This window comes from Alteromonas algae, assembly GCF_049117195.1.
GTDB lineage: Bacteria > Pseudomonadota > Gammaproteobacteria > Enterobacterales > Alteromonadaceae > Alteromonas.
Map to the genome: position 1 here is coordinate 2,542,423 of NZ_CP185260.1, position 20,078 is coordinate 2,562,500.

General features: G+C 44.7%; 16 protein-coding genes and 2 rRNA genes (1 of these 18 running past the window's edge). 2 read left to right on the forward strand and 16 right to left on the reverse strand.

Going from position 1 to position 20,078, the window contains the following annotated elements; all coding sequences use genetic code 11:
• Positions 1-47 precede the first annotated feature (47 nt).
• The 12 genes from ACOJRU_RS11430 to ACOJRU_RS11485 form a co-directional block, all read right to left on the reverse strand.
• Positions 48-443, reverse strand: a complete 396-nt coding sequence (locus tag ACOJRU_RS11430; RefSeq protein WP_421131876.1) for an MAPEG family protein — start codon at positions 441-443, stop codon at positions 48-50.
• Positions 444-596: 153 nt separating this feature from the next.
• Positions 597-1,241 carry an adenylate kinase gene (gene adk, locus ACOJRU_RS11435; protein ID WP_421131877.1) on the reverse strand — a complete coding sequence of 215 codons (645 nt, stop codon included), beginning with the start codon at positions 1,239-1,241 and terminating at the stop codon, positions 597-599.
• Positions 1,242-1,551: 310 nt separating this feature from the next.
• Positions 1,552-3,474 carry a molecular chaperone HtpG gene (gene htpG / locus ACOJRU_RS11440; protein ID WP_421131878.1) on the reverse strand — a complete coding sequence of 641 codons (1,923 nt, stop codon included), beginning with the start codon at positions 3,472-3,474 and terminating at the stop codon, positions 1,552-1,554.
• Positions 3,475-3,612: 138 nt separating this feature from the next.
• The gene (recR, locus tag ACOJRU_RS11445) at positions 3,613-4,212 is read right to left on the reverse strand and encodes a recombination mediator RecR (protein WP_421131879.1); all 600 of its coding nucleotides are present in this window, start codon (positions 4,210-4,212) and stop codon (positions 3,613-3,615) included.
• Positions 4,213-4,224: 12 nt separating this feature from the next.
• The gene (locus ACOJRU_RS11450; protein WP_421131880.1) at positions 4,225-5,160 is read right to left on the reverse strand and encodes a hypothetical protein; all 936 of its coding nucleotides are present in this window, start codon (positions 5,158-5,160) and stop codon (positions 4,225-4,227) included.
• 332 nt (positions 5,161-5,492) lie between these two features.
• A complete protein-coding gene (locus ACOJRU_RS11455; protein WP_421131881.1) occupies positions 5,493-5,819 on the reverse strand; it encodes a YbaB/EbfC family nucleoid-associated protein in 327 nt (108 codons plus the stop codon).
• Between the two features lie 39 nt (positions 5,820-5,858).
• On the reverse strand, positions 5,859-8,525 hold the full coding sequence (gene dnaX / locus ACOJRU_RS11460) for a DNA polymerase III subunit gamma/tau (protein WP_421131882.1): 2,667 nt from the start codon (positions 8,523-8,525) through the stop codon (positions 5,859-5,861).
• Between the two features lie 17 nt (positions 8,526-8,542).
• A complete protein-coding gene (gene apt / locus ACOJRU_RS11465) occupies positions 8,543-9,079 on the reverse strand; it encodes an adenine phosphoribosyltransferase (RefSeq protein WP_421131883.1) in 537 nt (178 codons plus the stop codon).
• Positions 9,080-9,101: 22 nt separating this feature from the next.
• Entirely contained in the window at positions 9,102-9,224 is a 123-nt protein-coding gene (locus tag ACOJRU_RS11470) for a hypothetical protein (protein ID WP_258313044.1), read from the reverse strand.
• A 203-nt stretch (positions 9,225-9,427) separates the two neighbouring features.
• The gene (locus tag ACOJRU_RS11475; RefSeq protein WP_421131884.1) at positions 9,428-10,174 is read right to left on the reverse strand and encodes a DNA-binding domain-containing protein; all 747 of its coding nucleotides are present in this window, start codon (positions 10,172-10,174) and stop codon (positions 9,428-9,430) included.
• Positions 10,174-11,022 (reverse strand): DUF692 domain-containing protein, encoded by an 849-nt coding sequence (locus tag ACOJRU_RS11480; protein ID WP_421131885.1) that lies wholly within the window; start codon positions 11,020-11,022, stop codon positions 10,174-10,176. The genes ACOJRU_RS11475 and ACOJRU_RS11480 overlap by 1 nt, the downstream gene beginning before the upstream one ends.
• A gap of 90 nt (positions 11,023-11,112) precedes the next feature.
• Positions 11,113-11,532, reverse strand: coding sequence for a hypothetical protein (locus ACOJRU_RS11485; protein WP_421131886.1), 420 nt, complete (start codon positions 11,530-11,532; stop codon positions 11,113-11,115).
• A gap of 243 nt (positions 11,533-11,775) precedes the next feature.
• Here ACOJRU_RS11485 and ACOJRU_RS11490 point away from each other — a divergent pair, with 243 nt between their 5' ends.
• Positions 11,776-15,078 carry a winged helix-turn-helix domain-containing protein gene (locus ACOJRU_RS11490; protein WP_421131887.1) on the forward strand — a complete coding sequence of 1,101 codons (3,303 nt, stop codon included), beginning with the start codon at positions 11,776-11,778 and terminating at the stop codon, positions 15,076-15,078.
• Complete coding sequence (locus ACOJRU_RS11495) at positions 15,079-15,438, forward strand: DP-EP family protein (protein WP_421131888.1); 360 nt, start codon at positions 15,079-15,081, stop codon at positions 15,436-15,438.
• Between the two features lie 96 nt (positions 15,439-15,534).
• On the opposite strand, the gene ACOJRU_RS11500 is transcribed toward ACOJRU_RS11495, so the two are convergent.
• The 4 genes from ACOJRU_RS11500 to ACOJRU_RS11515 form a co-directional block, all read right to left on the reverse strand.
• Positions 15,535-16,491: a diguanylate cyclase domain-containing protein gene (locus tag ACOJRU_RS11500; protein ID WP_421131889.1), complete on the reverse strand. Its 957-nt coding sequence runs from the start codon at positions 16,489-16,491 to the stop codon at positions 15,535-15,537.
• Between the two features lie 132 nt (positions 16,492-16,623).
• Complete coding sequence (locus ACOJRU_RS11505) at positions 16,624-17,322, reverse strand: hypothetical protein (protein ID WP_421131890.1); 699 nt, start codon at positions 17,320-17,322, stop codon at positions 16,624-16,626.
• Between the two features lie 188 nt (positions 17,323-17,510).
• Positions 17,511-17,626 (reverse strand): 5S ribosomal RNA (gene rrf, locus ACOJRU_RS11510).
• Positions 17,627-17,760: 134 nt separating this feature from the next.
• Positions 17,761-20,078, reverse strand: a 23S ribosomal RNA gene (locus ACOJRU_RS11515); it runs 561 nt beyond the window's last position.

Consider the following 20,078-nt stretch of genomic DNA (forward strand, 5'->3'; position numbering starts at 1 on the left):
GCGCTCGATGGCATCTGCGTGCCTCGGGCGCTATTTTACTAGTGCAATCACATACCAAAATGGATAAGTATTAGGTTACCGATTGCTGCACAAAGCATGGCAAGAAATGTAAGGATCATACCTGAAAAACGCTGCCAGCTTACGCCTGCGTGTTTTCCCAATCCATAAGCGTGTAATACGCGCCCAAACAACAATGCTGTTCCAAGGCTGTGCACCGCCCAGGCTTGACCCGTATTTGCTTCAAAACAGGCAATCATAATTAATGTGATTGGAACATATTCACTGAAGTTACCGTGAGCACGGGCTAAGCGGTTTAAGTCTTCATGCCCACCATCGCCAATACCTACATTGTGTCGACGACGCGCGCCAATAACAACAAACGACAAGTACAAGTAGCAGATACCCAATAGACTCGCGTAAAACGCCGTAATCGGCAATACCATAGTTAACTCCGTATTTTTATTATTGTAATGGGTACCAATGAGAAACCTTTCTCTCGCACCTTTATTAACTTTTGCTTATTAAACGTGATCCACACTGAAGTTACAAGCAACAAAAAAGGCCGCTTGCGCGACCTTTTCTTAAATACCATCTTATTAGCCAAGGGTGCTGGCTAGTTGTGCACTGACTTCTTCAACAGGGCGAGTACCATCTAATTTGTGGTACTGACAGTTGCCTGCTTCAGCTTCTGCGGTGTAGTAATTCACAAGTGGCTTTGTTTGCTCATGATAAATGGCAAGACGTTTGCGAACCGTCTCTTCTTTGTCGTCATCACGAACAATAAGGTCTTCACCTGTTTCGTTATCTTTTCCTTCAACCTTTGGTGGGTTGTAGACCACATGATAAACGCGACCTGATGCTGGGTGAACGCGGCGTCCGCCCATGCGCTCTACGATAACATCGTCAGGCACATCAAACTCGATGCAGTGATCAACATTAACGCCCGCTTCTTTCATTGCGTCAGCTTGAGGAATGGTGCGAGGAAACCCGTCTAGTAGGAAACCGTCTTTACAGTCGTCCTGAGCAATACGCTCTTTAACTAAACCAATAATCAGTTCATCAGAAACTAGCTTACCTTCGTCCATAACTCGCTTAGCCGCTAAACCAAGCTCGGTACCGGCTTTGATTGCTGCACGCAGCATATCACCCGTAGAAATCTGAGGAATTCCGTATTTGCCCATTAAGAACTGAGCTTGTGTGCCCTTACCCGCGCCAGGAGCGCCGAGAAGAATAATTCGCATGAGTGCGTTCTCCGCTTATGATTATTGAACTTTTTACTTCGGGCACTTTACACATTAGACGGCATAGTGACAAGTATAAGCCCTACTGTACGGTTAATCTTAAGACTAATGGCGAATATATACTCAACTTATAAACCCGGTGATGGCCTTGTAGCCACACGCGGAGTTACTGTGACAAATTCGCAAATAGCAAAATATTAAGTGTTTAAAATATAGCATAAAAAAATTTATAAATATGAATTATGCTACTAGAAATAAAAAACGGGCATAAAGCCCGTTTTTTAACATACTTACTTTACGAAATGCGCGCTTATTTAGCTAACTTCATCAGTAAGTCGTTCACGTTTTGTACAAAGCTTGATGGGTCTTTCAAACTGCCTTGCTCAGACAGAGCAGCTTGGTCGAATAACACCCCAACCCACTGTGTGAACATGCCTTCGTCTTGAACATCCGCCAGCATTTTAACTAAGCTGTGCTCTGGGTTAAGCTCGAAGTGATACTTCACGTCTGGCACCGTTTGACCAGCAGCTTGCATCAACTTCATCATCTGCGTTGTCATACCGTTATCGTCTGCAACGATACATGCAGGAGAGTCAGTAAGGCGGTGTGTAAACTTAACGTCTACAACCTTATCGCCTAACGCAGTTTTAGCACGCTCAAGGATACCTTCAACTTCTTTTTCTGCTTCTTCCTGCGCCTTCTTGCTTTCTTCGTCCTCTAAGTCGCCTAAATCCAAGTTTGCTTTTGCAATAGACTCGAACTGCTTCTCGTTGAATTCAGTAAGGTGAGACATTAACCATTCGTCAATACGCTCGCCCATTAGCAATACTTCAATCCCTTTCTTACGGAAGATCTCAAGGTGTGGGCTAGACTTCGCTGCTTGAAGACTATCAGCAGTAACATAATATATTTTTTCTTGGCCTTCTTTCATGCGCTCAATGTAATCGGCTAGCGATACCGTTTGCGCATCAGACTCTGTGCCTGTTGATGTAAAGCGAAGCAATCCAGCAATCTTCTCTTTATTACTAAAGTCTTCAGCCGGGCCTTCTTTTAATACGTTACCAAATTCATTCCAGAAAGACTGGTACTTATCGGCATCGTTCTTCGCCATTTTTTCAAGCATCTGAAGCACACGCTTAGTACAACCTTGACGCAGTGCTTGCGTTACTTTGTTATCTTGAAGAATTTCACGTGATACGTTCAGTGGTAGGTCGTTACTGTCTAGCAACCCTTTGACGAAACGTAAATATGTCGGCATGAACTGCTCAGCGTCGTCCATAATAAATACACGCTGAACATACAGCTTCAAGCCGTGGCTTTGTTCGCGATTCCACATATCAAACGGTGCTTTAGAAGGGATATACAACAAGCTGGTATACTCTGTTTTACCTTCTACTTTGTTGTGCGCCCATGAAAGGGGATCGGCAAAATCGTGAGAAATATGCTTGTAGAATTCTTGATACTCTTCATCAGAAACGTCTGATTTTTCACGAGTCCATAGGGCGGTTGCCTTGTTGACCACTTCCCACTCACCTGGCTGTGCAGGTGTTTTTTCGCCATCAGGCCCTTCGCTTTCAGGTACTTCGTCTTTCCACATTTGCACAGGAATGCTGATATGGTCAGAGTATTTACTTACGATTGAGCGAAGACGCCACGCATCCGCAAACTCTTTTTCGTCTTCACGAAGGTATAATATAATTTCGGTACCACGGCTAGGCTTGTTGATTTCAGCAATCGTAAACTCACCTTCACCCTCTGACGTCCACTCAACACCTTCTGATGTGTCTGCACCAGCAGCACGTGTACGCACAACGACTTTACTCGCGACGATAAACGCCGAATAAAAGCCTACGCCGAATTGACCAATAAGCTGAGAGTCTTTCGCGTTGTCACCCGAAAGCTTGCTGAAAAAATCTTTGGTGCCTGATTTTGCGATAGTACCTAAGTTTGCAATAACGTCATCGCGGTTCATACCAATGCCATTATCAGTAATGGTCACCGTATTCGCTTCGCTATCAACGCTAAGTTTAACGTTAAGGTCGCCATCGTTCTCATATAAGCTGTCATTTTCTAACGCCTTAAAACGCAACTTATCTGCTGCATCGGCTGCGTTAGAAACTAACTCGCGTAAGAAGATCTCTTTGTTTGAGTACAAAGAATGAATCATTAGATGCAGAAGCTGTTTTACTTCTGTTTGAAAACCGTGGGTTTCTTTATGGGCTGCTTCAGCCATAATCCAATATCTCCTCGTTGAATGGATCACACTTCATCCAAACAAGTAAGGACGGCTGACTCACTTTTCAACCTTTACCCATAAAATTTATGCGGAATTCTAGCTTAAAAAGGCGGTTTGCAGCGAATACACACCGCGTTATAGCTTTCTTCGTCCTGAAAACGCATGAGTAAGCGTATTCCCATCAATATACTCAAGCTCTCCTCCAACCGGCACACCATGCGCAATTCTTGATGCCTCGACATCATGTGAAGCACATATTTGGCCAATATAATGCGCGGTGGCTTCACCTTCCACGGTAGGATTGGTCGCTAAAATTACTTCTGAAATATTTCCTGCTTCTAGCCGCTTTTCAAGCTCGCTAAGCCCTATTTCTTTAGGCCCCACTCCATCAATAGGTGAAAGCCTTCCCATCAACACAAAGTACTGCCCTTTGTAACTTAGCGTTTGTTCAATTGCCAGTACGTCCTGAGGGCTCTCAACTACGCAGAGCAGCCCACTCGCCTCGCGCTCAGGGTGGCGACAAATATCGCACAGCTCATCCTCAGTAAACGTTCTGCAGCGCTTACAATGATGAATATGGTCCATGGCATTGTGCAGTACATTGCTTAAATCCAGCGCACCTTTACGGTTTCGCTCTAATAAATGAAAGGCCATACGCTGTGCACTTTTTTTGCCAACACCAGGCAGGCAAGTTAGCGCTTCAATTAGCTCTGCAAGTAAGGGGCTAAACTTCATAATGAGACTACTTCATTGTTCATTGCTATCATCTTCTTGGCGGTATTTAATCACGTTACGCTTCACCTGGTCGAGTTTAACTTCATAAATATTCCCACCAACCAAGCCTTGGAATTCTTCATCAGTAAACACAAGGGTATTGTCATCGTAAAACGTTACCGCTTCTTTCTGCGTCACTACGCCTAAATCGATACGTGATATATCACCACTAAAAAAATTATCGCCTTCAAAATTTTCAAATAGCCACACACTGGTTGAATCTAGCAACACCAGCTTAGTTCTATCTGGGCTCATTGCTGCAGACGTTATCCAACATAATTTTTCAAGCGTAGTACAGGTTTTAAATTCACCGATAAGTTCCGCATCGAAATTAGCGGCATGATCGCCCACGCGATACAGCTTGGTAATACCGTCGAAGGGCTTTGTTCTGTTTTTCGTAAAAAGATAAAGGTGGCGATTAAATTCAACAAATGCCTCTAAATCATAATTTTTATCTTCTGGTTTAATCTCACCCTCACCCATTTTGGGATAAGTAAACTTTATGATTTCAGCCTCCGTGGTATCGGTCTTTATATCTATGGGGTTTTCAATTTTATAAATCGTGAACCAGCGTCTGTCATTGTCGTTATTACCAAAATCACCAAGGAAGAAATGACCAAACCGGTTTTGCGTCATGTCTTCCCAGTCAACATTCTTTGCGTTAGTTACGGTAACTTCTCGTGCTATCGAGCCGTCTTTATTAAGCATGTATAGCTTCGGTCCATCCCCTCCGTCATTTATTGCCCACATTCGCTTGTACTTATCAAACTCAATCCCTGAAATCTCCCTAAGCTTGGGGTCTACCGTTACAGTCTTCATACTGAACAGTTCGAAAATACTGAATATAAATGCAATCATTGCAATGGGGAGTAAAATAAGTGTCGAGCTTACTAGGCCTTTCCGTAGCACGGTGTAATCCTTCCAATGAAAATATAAGGCAAAAATAGCGGTTTGATAATACGTTATGCTGGCTAAGAAGGTAAGAAAAATACAGCGTAGCGGCGCATTATTAGTTGATACTGATTTAGGCGTTAAACCGTTTATTTATAACCATTGTTATCGCATAAATTGGTTGAAATGCATGTTTACTTCGCCATATTGAGAGCACACTGTTGTAACGTATTTTAGTAAACGAAGCGCTTGTAACAAAAAAGACGCTAGTTTGCACTAGCGTCTTTTTTAAAGTACCTCTGCTTTGCCCCCCTTGCCACGGTTTATAATGGAAAGCGGCGAAGCAAAAACTAGAACGGCATTTTGAAGCCTGGAGGTAACGGCATTCCGCCCGTTACGCCGCTCATTTTTTCTTTACTGGTCTCTTGCACTCGGCGAACGGCATCGTTAAACGCAGCAGCAACCAAATCTTCAACCATGTCTTTATCATCGTCCATCAACGACTCATCAATTTCGACACGACGAACATTATGGTTGCACGTCATGGTAACTTTAACCATACCCGCACCCGCCTCACCAGTTACTTCTAGTTTAGCTAATTCATCTTGTGCTTTTTGCATGCGCTCTTGCATTTGCTGCGCCTGCTTCATCATATTGCCCATTCCACCTTTAAACATATTCTTTCTCGCTTAGTTTGGGTACTTAATAAACTGCTACTATCTTGCCTTTACCGTATCGGTGATGACTGAAGCGTCGAATGTAGATAGTAACGACTGTATTGTTTCATCAGTTTTTATAACCGTATGTGCATGCGCGTGGCGCATCCCTTGAATTTCTTGCTGCAAACCAAAAGGTGTTTTGTCTGGCGTGCCTAACACAATGTCGACATTTACACTGTTGCCTACGCATTGGTGTAACGCTGAGACAAGTTGCGCTTTATTGTTTTCATTTAATAGATGCGCCTGACTATTGTCAATTTCAAGCGTTATCTGGTTATTTTCTTGTTTAAATGCCGCGTGTAACACCAGCTGTTTTAACAAACCAGCAACTGGCATCTGTTCAACGAGATTACTCCACGCGTCAATTTGACTAGCGTGCAGGAGCTTTTGACCGTCGTTTAAATAGGCAGTTAGTGGCCCTTTATATCCAGCAGTGCTGCTTCCACTATTGTCGAAGGTATTGTTTTCATACTCACCAGACGTTGTGGCATTGAACGATGTAGCATTGCTAGCAAAACCGCTGTCATAATTTTCATGTGTAACGTGATGGTTATCAGGCGCTTGTCGATTTAGGTCCTGCTCGGCAACGTTATTGGGCGCGGCATCGTCAACCAAGTCGGTGTGTGCGCTGTTATCCTTATCGTTTAACGGCGTTTGTGCAGAATCGTTTGATGTTGCCATGTCGGATGCCACAGCAAATGGTGTATCTGCATCGTGGTCGGCGTGATAGTCATCATCACGGTAACTCTCATCAGAACCCACACCAACGTTCCACGGCGGTGGGTCGTTATGGTCGGTGGTTTGCGCAACCGCGGGCGAAGCCGGTTGAGGCTCATCAGTATCTTGTCGTGAGCGTCGCTCTTCATCCTTAGCACGAGACAGGCGACTAACAAAATCATCGGTCTCGTTGACCGCTTCAGACTTTTTTACGGCTGATGTGAGCCCCTCCTCACGACGCTGTTTTAGACGCTGTCGTAAGGCTAGCATATCGGCCGTAGAGGTAAGCTGCTCTTCTGGTGATGCCGATGATGTATTTGATACGCTATCATCGACTTGTGGTGTTTGTGGTAATGCCGGTGAAGCATGCGCTGCTAAGGCGCTATCGCCATTATATTCATCATCACTTTGCGCCGGAGCATCATCAAAATAGGCATCTAACGGCAACGTGTCGCCGCCATAATGGTTTGTGTCGTTTTCGTTTTGCTGAAGCGGCTGTGCGCTTTCATGCTGATGTTCATGCTGAGAAGCACTATTCACCGCTAGCGTAATGTGACCGTCTTCACCCTCTTGCGTTTGGTTATTATGTGGGCGTGTTGCATCATAAGCCGTAGGCTTTGTATTTTCATCACGATGATTGTCTTCTTGAAACGCATCGTGCAAACCTTGCCTCGTCTCAGGCGTAGCCTCTGATACCGTAACGCTTCCTTCACTTTGATGTGGGTCACTTTCTAAATGAGGTTCACTATTAAGAGAATCCTGCACAGCATCTGAGGCGGCACTGCTCACGTCAGTACGACTAATCGGAAGTGACGGAGATACCTCTCCATTGCTTATTTCACTTTGTGGATCGGGGATCGGAGTATCAGGTGCGAACGTCATCATTCGCAACAGTGTCATTTCTAATGCGCTTCGCCCGTCAGCGGCGAAAGGAAGGTCTTTTCTTCCTTGCAACGTAATTTGATACAGCAACTGAACTTGCTCAGCCGGAATGCTTTTCGCTAGCTGGTAAATTGCTTTCGCCGACGTTGTTTCAAGCTTACATGCCTCTGGTACCCACTGGGTAAGCGCAATTTGATGCAACATACTGCCAAGTTCTGCGTGAACTTGGTCGTAATCTGGCGCTTGGTCGGCCATGTCCTCGACAATTGCCATAACGTCTGCAGGCGTTTTGGTCACTACGGCATGCAACAACTTCAATAGCTGGTTTTTATCCATTAAACCGAGCATGTCGGTGACCACGCCGGCCATAACGGCATTTCCGCCCTGCGCAATGGCTTGATCAGTCAAGCTTAGCGCATCACGCATACTTCCTTGTGCCGCTCGCGCTAACAGAGATAACGCTGGCGCTTCAAAATCAAGCGATTCTTGCTGAAGAATATGCGTAAGCTGCCCAACGATCTGCTCGCGAGATAATGCCTTTAGATTAAACTGCAAACAGCGCGATAGTATCGTGACAGGTAACTTTTGCGGATCGGTAGTCGCGAGTAAGAATTTTACATGTGGAGGCGGTTCTTCAAGCGTTTTGAGTAACGCATTAAAGCTATGCTTAGACAGCATATGAACTTCATCGATAAGGTACACTTTGAAACGCCCACGACTAGGCTTGTACTGCACATTATCTAAAAGCTCTCGAGTATCTTCCACCTTGGTTCTAGATGCAGCATCTATTTCTAATAGATCAACAAAGTTACCCTGCTCAATCTCTTTACACGTATTACACTGCCCACAAGGATTAGCGCCTTGGCCTTCCTCGCAGTTTAAGCTTTTTGAAAAAATTCGCGCAATGGTTGTTTTGCCCACCCCACGAGTACCTGTGAACAAGTACGCGTGATGCAGGCGATCGTTATCGAGGGCATTGGAAATAGCAGAGACAACATGCTCCTGCCCTACCAGTTCACTGAACTTTCCTGGACGCCATTTCCTTGCTAAAACCTGATAACTCATTGCGCGATTACTTTTCCTTATTCGCCTTCAAATTCACACAGTGCGAAACTGTCTACGCTAAGCGCTTCCAATTTTTCGCGACCGCCTAAATCAGGCAAACCAATAACAAACCCGGCGTGGTTCACTTCTCCGCCTAGGCGTCGAATGAGTGCTACTGACGCAGCAATAGTGCCTCCGGTAGCAAGAAGGTCATCAATTAACAACACCTTGTCGCCTGGTTCGATAGCATCTTTATGTATTTCGAGGGTATCTGTGCCGTACTCCAGTTCATAGCTTTCACTGACGACTTCACGTGGAAGTTTGTTTGGCTTACGTACCGGTACAAAACCAATGCCCATCTCAATTGCTAGTGGTGCGCCGAACAAGAAACCTCTTGCTTCGGTACCCGCAACTTTTGTAAATCCCATGCCTTGGAATTTCTCTAGCAATAACGAAATACAGCTACTGAACGCTTTGTGATCTTCCAAAACGCTCGTTACATCTCTAAACAAAATACCCGGCTTAGGATAGTCGGGTACGGTTTTTACTACTGACTTAATATATTCTGCAGTCACAATTATGCCTTGAGTCTCTGCTTTATAACCAGAAGGTAAACCAACCGCAGATGATATGCATCAACGGAAACGCAAGCAAAGTAACTAATGATGCGAGGAAATACCACTTGTTGTAAACTTCTTTGAAATCTGAATTGTCAGCCATTTGCATTACCTAAACAATTTTTACGAACAAAAAAATGGTCGTAAATGTTAATCGAAAGCACGCACGATTGACAGTCTAAATGTCATCAATCGGTTACTTTCACAACAGATAAGGGATAAAATTAATGATAACGAAGCCTTTAAGTGGTTTTCTTTTGATAGCAAAAAAATTTCAAGGCTAAATATTATGCAACGCACTGGCTGTCAGGCAGGTAACACCATTCCTTTTGTCAGCATGTCAAACATCGTTTGACGCATGCCATTGATAACCGCTTCTTTAGGTATCTGCGGTAATTGCTTCACAAGGCTCGCTTCAAGCACATCTATCGTAACTCCATTTTCATATTGCTCTATGGTGTAAAACAACATCGCTGAGACTGAGTTTATGTGCGCGAATTGCACCTGCAACGTGCTATCGCGGTATACAACATAAAATTGCTGTTCGCTTGAAGGGGTATCGGGTTGATGGTCAGGGCCTATTAGATGCACAGGGAACGTATAGGAAGCCAATGTAGCAAGTGGTGACACACATACCTTTTTCGGCAGTACGTCGCCATCGAAAAACTCAACGTGGCGCTCTGTTTTTCTGATACCTACATCAAGTTCTAACCATTCGTAGTGTGCTAACTCTGCGGCAAAAGGAGGCAGCTCATCACAGCACACGTCATCTGATGCCAGGTACTCGACAAACTCTTTACTTATCTCCGCAAAAAAGGGAGTGCGGCACGAGTGAGAAATAAAAAAATGCCTTACTAGCCTTTCCCACTGCGTGTCTGTTAGCAATGATTTTAATACAGGGAAGCCTGTGCTCACGAAACCATTAATATTGTTAAAAAATAACGATTGGTAGATAGCCATTCTTCTGGCTTCATCTTCGTTTGCCGGCGTATACGTTGACGGGTCTTTTATCGCTTGTACGAAGTTGTTTTGGAGCTCGGAAAATAAATTCACTAGGCAAGTTTCTCCGAGCTGGCTGCATGAATTTTTTCTACACGAGTTTGAATACGCTTTATGTCACGCACTTCTGCAAGCAACGTCTCTATTGATGGGATGTTAAAATCGCGCTCTAGCAATGTCGGAAACACGCCATGAGTTAGGTAGGCGTATTCTAAAAGCTCCCATACTGGCGCGATGACCGGTGCGCCATGCGTGTCTACTTTCAAATCTGGCGCTTCATCATAGTGACCTGCTATGTGGCCATAAACAATTTTGCTACTGGGAAGGCCTGCTATAAATGCATGTGGGTCGTACTGATGATTAATGCTATTAACATATACGTTATTTACGTCAAGTAGCATCAAACACCCTGACTCTTCAATGACCGCGCGGGTAAATTCAAGTTCGGTCATTTCATGGCTAGGTGATAAATAATACGATACATTTTCAAGAACCAGGGGGCGCTCAATAATGTCTTGAACCATCTTTATTCTTTCAACAACGTGCTTTACTGCATCGACAGTAAACGGGATAGGCATTAAATCATACATGTGACCATCGCCAGAGCAGTAGCTTAGATGCTCACTGTAGAGTGAAATATTATTAGCGTCGAGAAATCGCTTAACCGTTTTCACAAACTCGATGTCTAATTTGTCGCTACTGCCGATAGAGAGTGATAGACCATGAGTGGTAAAGGGAGCCTGTTTTATACTCTGTTCAAACTGCGATAAGTACTTTCCTCCAAGTGGGATCCAGTTTTCCGGTGCCACTTCCCAAAAGTCCACTTCTTTAGGCAGAACCGGTAGTAGTTCATCAAGCATCTCTCGGCGAAAGCCAAGACCAGCACCAATCACATCTTTCATTCAGCACTCCCCTTTTAGCAAAAATGGCCATCAAAATGATGACCATAGGCAAATGTCGTTAACTAAAGTAGTTTTACACTACCCTATCACTTACATGCTACCGCACTTACCTTCGCCGCATTTCCCTTCTTTGGCTTTTTTGTCGCCGCCGCATTTACCTTCGCCACACTTTCCTTCTTTGGCTTTTTTGTCGCCGCCGCATTTGCCTTCGCCGCACTTCCCTTCTTTGGCTTTTTTATCGCCGCCACATTTACCTTCGCCGCACTTTCCTTCTTTGGCTTTTTTATCGCCGCCACATTTACCTTCGCCGCACTTTCCTTCTTTGGCTTTTTTATCGCCGCCACATTTACCTTCGCCGCATTTTCCCTCTGCTGCGAATTGGCTATAACCAGAATCGAGTGATTGCATACCAAATGGATTAGTATCTGCCACCGCTGCGGTTGAGGCGAATGTGCCAAGTACAACGGCACCTAGTGCTGTAGCGATTGTTGTTTTATTAATTTGTTTCATTATTTTATCCTCGATATAAGATTTGCAAACGTGACGTACAATAAGCACGTGTAATAAGAAAGACCCATCAAACAACAAATTTATTTCATACAATGTTAAATTTTTTACATTTAATTGCTAATAGTTTGAATTTAATAATGTTATTAATACAGCAACGCTATGACTCAGCACATTACGTTTTCACACGCTGAAAAAGTATAACGTGGTATTGTAATAAAAAATGTCTTTCATCAAGGGCAACAAATGGAAAAGCATCAGTTTTTACTAGGTGACTGGCTAGTTGACTCAACATCTAACTCGTTACATTTGGGTAAAACGAAAAAAAATGTCGAACCTAAAGCGATGGATGTATTGTTACTACTCTGTCAGCAGGCCGGAACAGTTATCAGTGCTGATGATCTCGTTGAGCAATGCTGGCCAGAGGGCCCTGTGGGCGACAACCCACTGCATAAAACCATAACACAGCTGCGTCGTGCACTAGGTGATAAAGCAAGCGCCCCCATTTTTATCGAGACAATTCGAAAGCGTGGCTATCGCGTTATTGCCCCTGTCCAATTTGTAAGTAGCGAGCAAACCCGCGCTAGCGAAACAGACTGGCAAGGAGGGTCTCCCTTTCCCGGTTTAAAAGCATTTTCGCCCGCTGAAAGCCAAATATACTTTGGCCGACATGAACTGGTTCAGCGATTGCTCACTCGACTTGCCGATCAATGCAGCAGAAAGCGTCCCTTTTCTTTAATCATTGGCCCTAGTGGCTCAGGCAAAAGCTCATTAATACATGCGGGGGTGTTACCCAAACTTCTCGATAAAAAAAGTGGGAGTAGTGTTCACACCATCGATTACGTCAGCATCGACATGTCTGATGTTACACCAAAGGCCATTATCGAAGAGATAGCAGCCTCGATGCTAGATTGGGATATTGGCGACAAACCTGTCTTTGAAGGTGAAAGCACCCACTCACTCACAACATTACTCTTAAATAATCCAGAACACGTTGTGTTACTGGCTAAAAAAAGCATTAAAGCTGCTGGCGATACTAAACTTGCTGCGTTTGCGTGTTTTACTATTGTCATCGACAGGTTGGAGGCGTACCTAACCACTAACGCGGTGGATAAAGCTGAAAAAAATACGGTTTTTGCAGTACTAGAAACGCTCTCTCAAAGCGGCGTCTTTATGTTGCTTCTGGTGTCTCGTAACGACTTCTACCCTTTGCTGGCAAACTTTCCTGCCTTAATGCGCAATAAAGACCGTGGCGCACACTTTGATGTTACCCCACCAACGTCAGGTGAACTTAGCCAGATGATAAGACTGCCCGCGATAGCAGCTGGGTTGGAATGGGAACAAGACGATAAAAGTACCATTACACTAGATGATACTATTCTTGCCGATGCGTCGTTACAACCCGATTGCTTGCCACTGCTGCAGTACACGTTGCAAGAACTGTATATGCAGAAAAACGGGAACACGCTACTACATGATACTTACCAAAAACTGGGGGGCATCGACGGCGCCATCGGCCAACGCGCTGAGCAGCGTTATGATGCGATGCCACAAAACGTTCAAAATGCATTGCAGCACGTACTTCCCCTTATTGTTCAGATAACAGAAGATGGTCGCAACTTAACAAGTCGAACCGCAGGATGGGATGAGCTTGAAGACGATTCACATATCGCATTTGTAGAATTAATGGTTGAAAGTCGACTGTTTGTGTCTGAATTACACCAAAGCAAGCCGTGTTTTAAAGTTGCACATGAAGCGGTACTAAGGCGATGGCATCGCGTTCAAGATTGGCTTAAACAACACCAAAGCGCACTGGTAAGCAAGCGTAGGCTTGAACAGCAAACGAAACAGTGGATAGATGACCAGCGAAGCCAGGCCTTTTTACTGACTGAGGGCAAGCCACTGTCAGATGCTGTTGCCTTACTTGCAGATGGCAGCGTGAAGCTTTCCGACAATGAAAAGGGTTTAATCGCTGCATCGCAAAAAAAACAAAAACAGAAAAAACTGTTGAAAAGAACCACCGTTGGGGCATTGGCTTGTCTTACGGTTATCTCTTTTTGCGCAATGCTTTTCAGTTTTGAATTACAGAAACTTGCCGAGCGAAAACGGCTAGAAGCTGAAGACTTGATGGGTTTTATGATAGGTGATTTCGCTAATACTTTGCGAAGCGTAAAACGTATGGACCTATTGGAAGGGATAAGTAATCAAGCTATCTCTTACGTTGAAAATGCACAACAACAAAGCAACAGCGGGCTGTTCAACGTTACGCAACCCTCTGCAAGCTTTGAGTTAAGATTTCAACATGCGCTGTCATTACAGGCAATGGCAGAAGTCAGGTTTTACCGAGACGACATTGACACTGCGAAATCACATTATGAAGATGCAGATCGCAGGCTAGCTGCGTTACTCGATGAACAACCTAACAATACTGAGTTATTAAAAGCGGCAGGCGTGAATGCGTTTTGGTTGGGTCATATTGCCTATGAGGCGAACCGTAGTGTCGAGGCACAACGGGCAATGCAACAATACTTAACACTCAGTAAAGCACTCCTTTCCTTGTTACCCGACGATGCCGACGCCGTATTAGAAGTGGCTTATGCATACAATTCACTGGGTAGCTTAGCGTATAAAGAATACAACTTTAACGTGGCCTTAGCGCATTTTCAGCAATCGCTTTCTTATAAAGAGAAATACGCCGCTAAAGCACAAGACACGATTCTAGCCGAAACCTATATTGCTGATACATATTCATGGGTAGCGTCTAGTCAACTCAACCAAGGTGATATTACAAACGCAACAGTGAGTATATCAAATGCCGTAGCGATACTTAGCGCACTACTACAGCAGTCGCCAAACAATGCGGCAATAGTAGAAGCGTACACCTACACCTTAGTGCGACACGCCGAGATCATGCAGCTTTCGGGCAAATATAAAGCAGCAATAGACACGTTAATGAAAGCCCACGATATATTAGCAATTGCGCTACGACAAGACCCAAACAATAGCGCATGGAAAACCGATGAGATAAAAATTAGTGCGGCGTTACTTACGTTATCAACAAATGCTGACGTTAACATAGAGAAACATGTTGTTACTGAGCATGAGCGTAACGTGCGTGAGTACTTGCGGGAAAAACCCGAATCGATAACGTTTCAATTACATCATATTAGGTATCTTCAAAACGCAGGAAAATGGCAGGCAAGCCGTCAAGCATTAGACGCTGTGCTTGCATTACCCGCATCGAGCGATTTGCTCGCCGCCAAGACGATTTACACAAATAACAATGAACGTGTTATTAATCTACACATTGCATTGATCCGGCAAGCTTTTGAAGAGAACATGGAAAACAGCGATACGACACGATGTAAGTCGCTACTTCGCTATTCAAATGAACTTATTAAGGTAAGCTCGAAACCGAATTACCACATTGCTTATGCTTACGCTGCGCAATGTGTAGGCCTTCACGATGACGTGGAAAAAACATTACGGACAATAAATGCCATGGACGCAGTCTTTCCACCCTTTTTACATAACAATAAGAGTACTTAAATGATAGTAACAACAATTAGCTACACCGTGTCTGTAGATACAACGGTATCACCAGCCAAATACACAATATACGACAGCGAAAAAAAGCCAACAGAAGCGCCTACCCCCGTAACGCAACCGAATACTGTAATTACTTACACCTTGGAAGAAAATAGCAACACGTTACGGTTTATCGCACCTGAAATAACCGGTGACCCAAACCACGATTTACAGTGCGCTATTTCAAGTGATGGACAGACACTCACAATAATTGATTCTGACGCCGACCAAGAAACGATATGTTTGAAGCTGGTAACGGTGCCAAAAGACCAAGTATTTGTTAGCCAAGACCCGCAAATACTTAACCGCCCTGAAACCTAATTACATTACATTACATAATACAATAAATGCATAGTAAGTTTGATAAGGCGCTTTTGAAAAAGCGCTCTTATCAAAATCAGTAGCTAGCTGCTGATACTATGATAAAAAACAAATCTGATCTCTTCCTTGTGATTTTGCCTGGTATAACAAAGCATCAGCAGCGCGTAACAGTGAATCTTTATCTTCATATCGTTCACCTTCTTGGCTTGCTACGCCAATACTCACTGTAACTTGTGCTTCTTGTACTAATGAAAAGTGGCGTGAAGACAATTGTGAAATATGTCGCTTAATTCTTATGGCAAGCAGTTGCGCCGTTTGTGGTGAACACTTAGGAAGAACGATAGCGAATTCTTCCCCCCCATAACGCACCGCTAGCGACTTACCTTCAGGTACCGTTAAGGCAATGGTTTCCCCAATACGTTTTAAGAACCTGTCGCCTGCTACATGGCCGAATTCGTCGTTAAATTTTTTAAAGTGGTCAACGTCAATAAAGATGAGACTGATTGGACTATTTTCTTTTTGGCACTTATTCCACTGCGTTTCAAAGTATTCGGAAAATCTATGCCTATTTGCCAGCCCGGTTAAAAAGTCAGTATTTGCACGCGTTTCCAATGCTGATAGTTCAGCGCGTTGTAACGTAAGATCTCGGAATACACATATAAATAAGGGCTGATCGCTGTAAAGCTCTTTGGGAAGCGCCGAGATAGACATCTCAACGTTAACAATAGTATTGCTATCGGGTCCGCGCAGTGTAAGTTCAAACGGCGCGCGCGCACGCGTATCATTTACGCTTTGTTGTAGTACCTGATTAATGAGAGCATGCGAGTCTGTCGTTTCGTCGCAGGTAATATCAAATAAGCTCATACCTAATAATGCTTTCTTTTCGAAACCCAACAGTGAGGACGTCAGGGAATTAGTTATTTCTATTGTGCCGACACCGTTTACGACAACCACGGCCTCATTAAGCAAGTTAACCATCTTTACCAATGCGCAATCTTGAAAAAAGTTATACAGAGCAGGCTTGCTCGTTATCACGTTTCGCTTCGCAAACATTATTAGTTCCGTCCATAAAAGATAAATAATCGATTTCATGGAACAAAGACTATATGTTTATTTGCTTGCGAACCTTTCGTTAACCTTACGCTGTAAGACTATGATTTTAAAAAAATAAAACTTAAACTGTTATTATTCTTCACTGTTTACAAAGTAGTTAAGTCGGTTTTTTTGTGCATATTCGTTTAATAAATTGATTAACGCGGTTTGTTTCGGGGACGCGTTTGATACTGCGAAATAAGTGGGAATAGCGCGAGTTGTCACTATGTTTGAATTCACTATTGTCGCTGGGTTCATATCAAGGAAGTATTCATAGGGCGCCATATAAGTAAGTAAATTGGCGGTGCGCCCTCGAGCATATAAAGTAACGGCATCGATACTATTGGTCACATCGAAGAACTTATACCCATTCCCTATTAATTCATTCCGTAAGCCATGATAATCATATCCCCTAATTGCTGTTATCGATTTGTCATCATCTATTTCAACATTTACTAGGTGGCCAACGGCTAAATTCGCAAATGGCGTATCGGCAAACATCACATAATTTACCAATGCACCCGTAGTTTTGACATTTATCGTAATGTCGACTTTGCCGGCCCTCATTAACTCAAACAAACGAGCGGGAGGAATGCATTCAACATGCACTTTTATTCCAACTTTGTTCAGTACCGCGAGTGATCGGTCAACCGCAGGGCCGTAGCACTGATAAGTCACCGGGTCTCGGATTACTAACGGAGGAAACTCCACTAACCCTAATACTACAACGCTATTGTCATCACTTACATTATGGTCAGCCCACACTGCATTAGCGAAAATTAGAACAAACATTGAAAAAACAACCGCACGAGTAAAAACCACAAGCAACACTCGAATAAGAACGTACAGTAACAATAAATGAATATACGTGTTTTCGCATGTTTTATTGAATAAATATTTTTTGACGTGTAAACATCAAGCTGTTTTTTAGGAAGGCAAAAAGCAAAAAACCCGCCGTTAGGCGGGTTTTTCTTTATGGGACCTGGCAGTGTCCTACTCTCACATGGGGAAACCCCACACTACCATCGGCGCTAATACGTTTCACTTCTGAGTTCGGAATGGGATCAGGTGGTACCGTATCGCTATGGCTGCCAGGAAAAAACTGGTTAACAATTTAGGAAATCTGATATCAATGCAATCAAGAGTAATCTACTTTTCACTCTACTTGCTTTATTCTGTTTAAGCTTGTCAATCTCAACACCACATAGCCTAAAGCTTCTTGGGTGTTGTATGGTTAAGCCTCTCGGGTAATTAGTACAGGTTAGCTTAACGCCTTACAACGCTTCCACACCCTGCCTATCAACGTCATCGTCTTTAACAACCCTTCCGGACTTTAAAAGTCAGGGATGACTCATCTTTGGGCCGGCTTCCCGCTTAGATGCTTTCAGCGGTTATCCGTTCCGAACGTAGCTACCGGGCAATGCCATTGGCATGACAACCCGAACACCAGCGGTTCGTCCACTCCGGTCCTCTCGTACTAGGAGCAGCTCCCATCAATCATCCAACGCCCACACCAGATAGGGACCGAACTGTCTCACGACGTTCTAAACCCAGCTCGCGTACCACTTTAAATGGCGAACAGCCATACCCTTGGGACCGACTTCAGCCCCAGGATGTGATGAGCCGACATCGAGGTGCCAAACACCGCCGTCGATATGAACTCTTGGGCGGTATCAGCCTGTTATCCCCGGAGTACCTTTTATCCGTTGAGCGATGGCCCTTCCATACAGAACCACCGGATCACTATGACCTACTTTCGTACCTGCTCGACGTGTCTGTCTCGCAGTTAAGCTAGCTTATGCCATTGCACTAACCTCACGATGTCCGACCGTGATTAGCTAACCTTCGTGCTCCTCCGTTACTATTTGGGAGGAGACCGCCCCAGTCAAACTACCCACCAGACACTGTCCACAACCCCGATAAGGGGCCAATGTTAGAACATCAAACATACAAGGGTGGTATTTCAAGGACGGCTCCACACAATCTAGCGACTGTGCTTCGAAGCCTCCCACCTATCCTACACATGTAGGTTCAATGTTCAGTGCCAAGCTGTAGTAAAGGTTCACGGGGTCTTTCCGTCTAGGTGCGGGTACACAGCATCTTCACTGCGATTTCAATTTCACTGAGTCTCGGGTGGAGACAGCGTGGCCATGGTTACACCATTCGTGCAGGTCGGAACTTACCCGACAAGGAATTTCGCTACCTTAGGACCGTTATAGTTACGGCCGCCGTTTACCGGGGCTTCGATCAAGAGCTTCGCTTACGCTAACCCCATCAATTAACCTTCCGGCACCGGGCAGGTGTCACACCCTATACGTCCTCTTACGAGTTTGCAGAGTGCTGTGTTTTTAATAAACAGTCCCAGCCACCTGGTCACTGCGACCCCCATCTGCTTCCACCGCAAGGGCTTAACAAACAGGGGCGTACCTTCTCCCGAAGTTACGGTACAATTTTGCCGAGTTCCTTCACCCGAGTTCTCTCAAGCGCCTTAGTATTCTCTACCTGACCACCTGTGTCGGTTTGGGGTACGGTTCACATAATCATAAGTTTAGAAGCTTTTCCTGGAAGCAGGGCATCAACAACTTCGCTACCTTAGTAGCTCGTCTCGCGTCTCAGCTTTAAGAACCCGGATTTACCTAAGTTCTCGGCCTACTCGCTTTCACTTGGACAACCATCGCCAAGCTTGCCTAGCCTTCTCCGTCCCTCCATCACTGATTATATAAGTACGGAAATATTAATCCGTTTCCCATCGACTACGCATTTCTGCCTCGCCTTAGGGGCCGACTTACCCTGCCCTGATTAGCATGGGACAGGAAACCTTGGTCTTCCGGCGTGGGGGTTTTTCACCCCCATTATCGTTACTCATGTCAGCATTCGCACTTGTGATATGTCCAGCAAGCTTTACAACTCACCTTCATCCACTTACACAACGCTCCCCTACCCAGCACAGTAAACTGTGCTGCCGCAGCTTCGGTATATTGCTTAGCCCCGTTACATCTTCCGCGCAGGCCGACTCGACTAGTGAGCTATTACGCTTTCTTTAAAGGGTGGCTGCTTCTAAGCCAACCTCCTAGCTGTCTAGGCCTTCCCACATCGTTTCCCACTTAGCAATATTTTGGGACCTTAGCTGGCGGTCTGGGTTGTTTCCCTCTCCACGACGGACGTTAGCACCCGCCGTGTGTCTCCCGGATAGTTCTCATTGGTATTCGGAGTTTGCAAAGGGTTGGTAAGTCGGGATGACCCCCTAGCCTTAACAGTGCTCTACCCCCAATGGAATTCGTCCGAGGCTCTACCTAAATAGATTTCGGGGAGAACCAGCTATCTCCCGGTTTGATTGGCCTTTCACCCCCAGCCACAAGTCATCCGCTAACTTTTCAACGTTAGTCGGTTCGGTCCTCCAGTTGATGTTACTCAACCTTCAACCTGCCCATGGCTAGATCACCGGGTTTCGGGTCTATACCTAGCAACTAAACGCGCAGTTAACACTCGCTTTCGCTACGGCTCCGCTATTCGCTTAACCTTGCTACTAAATATAAGTCGCTGACCCA